The 1,943-nt window shown below is 70.0% G+C and carries 2 protein-coding genes; both read right to left on the minus strand.

The features are described 5' to 3' along the window. Window positions 1–140: 140 nt before the first annotated feature. Window positions 141–1,037: a carbohydrate ABC transporter permease gene (locus PROKR_RS29805; protein ID WP_245606032.1), complete on the minus strand. Its 897-nt coding sequence runs from the start codon at window positions 1,035–1,037 to the stop codon at window positions 141–143. Continuing rightward, window positions 1,034–1,909 carry a carbohydrate ABC transporter permease gene (locus tag PROKR_RS29810; protein WP_084800778.1) on the minus strand — a complete coding sequence of 292 codons (876 nt, stop codon included), beginning with the start codon at window positions 1,907–1,909 and terminating at the stop codon, window positions 1,034–1,036. The genes PROKR_RS29805 and PROKR_RS29810 overlap by 4 nt, the downstream gene beginning before the upstream one ends. Between the last annotated feature and the right edge of the window lie 34 nt (window positions 1,910–1,943).

Here is a 1,943-nt window from a genome sequence, read left to right on the forward strand (position 1 = left end):
GGGCGGCGTCCGCCAGCCAGTCGGGGACCGCGCCGCCGGAGCCGCCGGCGGTGCTCTCGAACCCCGGCAGGAGCACGCCGTTGACGGCCCGCTCCGTCCGGGTCGGCCCCGCCGGCGCGTCGGTCATTCCTTCGCCCCGGTCATTCCTTCACGGCCCCCGCCGTGAGACCCGAGGCGAGCCGGCGCTGGACCAGGATGAAGAAGATCATCACCGGCACCGTGATGACCGTGGAGGCCGCCATGATGGCGCCCCAGTCGTTGGAGTGGACGCCGAAGAACGAGCGCAGGCCGATCGCCACCGTGTAGTTCTCGGTCGCCCCGCCGAGCATCGTCATCGCGAAGATGAACTCGTTCCACGCCGTGATGAAGCCGAAGATGCTGGTGGCGACCAGCCCGGGTGCTACCAGGGGCAGCAGCACGGACCAGAACATGCGGCCCCAGCTCGCGCCGTCGAGATAGGCGGCCTCCTCCAGCTCGACCGGCACGGCCGCGACGAACCCGCGCAGCATCCAGATGCCGAACGGCAGGGCGAGCGCGACGTACACGACGATCAGGCCTGTCAGGGTCTCCAGCAGCTGGAGGTCGCGGACCTGCACGAACAGCGGGATCACGAGCGCTTCGAGCGGCACCATCTGCACGATGAGCACCAGCATCAGGATCTGGGTGCGCATCCGGAACCGGAAGCGGGCCACCGCCACCGACGCCAACAGGGCGAGCGCCGAGGAGATCACCACGGTGCCGAGCGCGACGAGCAGGGAGTTGCGCAGGAAGGTGCCGAACCCGCCCTCCGTGAGCACGAACACGTAGTGCTCGAGCGTGGGCTCGGCAGGCCAGAAGCTGCTCGTGTGCCCGGCCTGCGCGTCGAGCGAGCTGTTCAGCATCCAGTAGACGGGGAACAGCGTGAACACGAGCAGCAGCGCCACGAGCACGCCCTTGCCGAGCTGGCGCAGGGGCGACCGGCGCCCGCCGCGCCGCAGCACCTGCGGGCCCGGCCGGGTGCGGCTCACCGCGCGCGGGGGCGTGCGCGTGGCGCTCATCGTTCCTCCTCCGCCAGGACGGTCCGCACGTAGACCGCGGTGATCGCGAGCAGCAGCAGGGTCAGCAGCACGGCGATCGCCGAGCCGAAGCCGTACCGGTTCTGCCCGAACGACTCGACGTAGGACCACACGCCCAGGTTGAGCACGGACCGGTTGGACCCTGCCCCGCCTGGCATCAGGTAGACCTGCGCGAACACCTTGAAGTCCCAGATGGTCGACAGGATGATCACGACGGCGAACACCTGCCGCAGCTGCGGCACGACGATCGAGAAGAACCGCCGGAACGAGCCGGCGCCGTCCATCTCGGCGGCCTCCAGCATCTCCTTCGGCACCCCGAGCAGCCCCGCGAGCACGGTCACGGCCACGAACGGGAAGCCGTGGTGGATCACGTTGAGCAGCACGATCGCGTAGAACGTCCACCGGTTGGTGAACCAGTTGGTCGGGTCGTCCAGCAGCCCGAGGTTCATCAGGACGTCGTTGAAGACCCCGCGGTCGGCGTCGAAGATCCACACCCACACGTACGTGCCGGTGACGGCGGGCATGGCCCACGCCGCCATGATCGCGCTGGAGGTGACGGTGCGCCAGAAGGTACCGAGCGACGCGAGCAGCACCGCGACCGCCGTGCCGAAGGCGACGGTACCGACCACGGACAGCACGGCGAACCCGACGGTGTTGGGCAGCACCACCGTCCACAGCTCGGGCGTCGTCAGGATCTCGCGGTAGTTCTCCAGGCCGATCCAGTTGGGCTCACCCGTGGTGATCTCGCGCAGGCCGTAGTCCTGCAGCGAGAACAGGCCCACCCGCACCAGCGGCCACAGCAGCAGGACCGCCAGCACGAGCAGCGCGGGCGCGAGCAGCAGCCAGGGCCGCACGGCGGCGGCCCGTGCCCGGCCCGCCCATCCGCCG

The organism is Promicromonospora kroppenstedtii DSM 19349 (assembly GCF_000515355.1).
In the GTDB taxonomy this organism is placed as follows: domain Bacteria; phylum Actinomycetota; class Actinomycetes; order Actinomycetales; family Cellulomonadaceae; genus Promicromonospora; species Promicromonospora kroppenstedtii.

Excerpts from the sequence above, each read along its gene's own strand:
- PROKR_RS29805 (WP_245606032.1), bottom strand. The coding sequence starts at position 1,037 with ATGAGCGCCACGCGCACGCCCCCGCGCGCGGTGAGCCGCACCCGGCCG.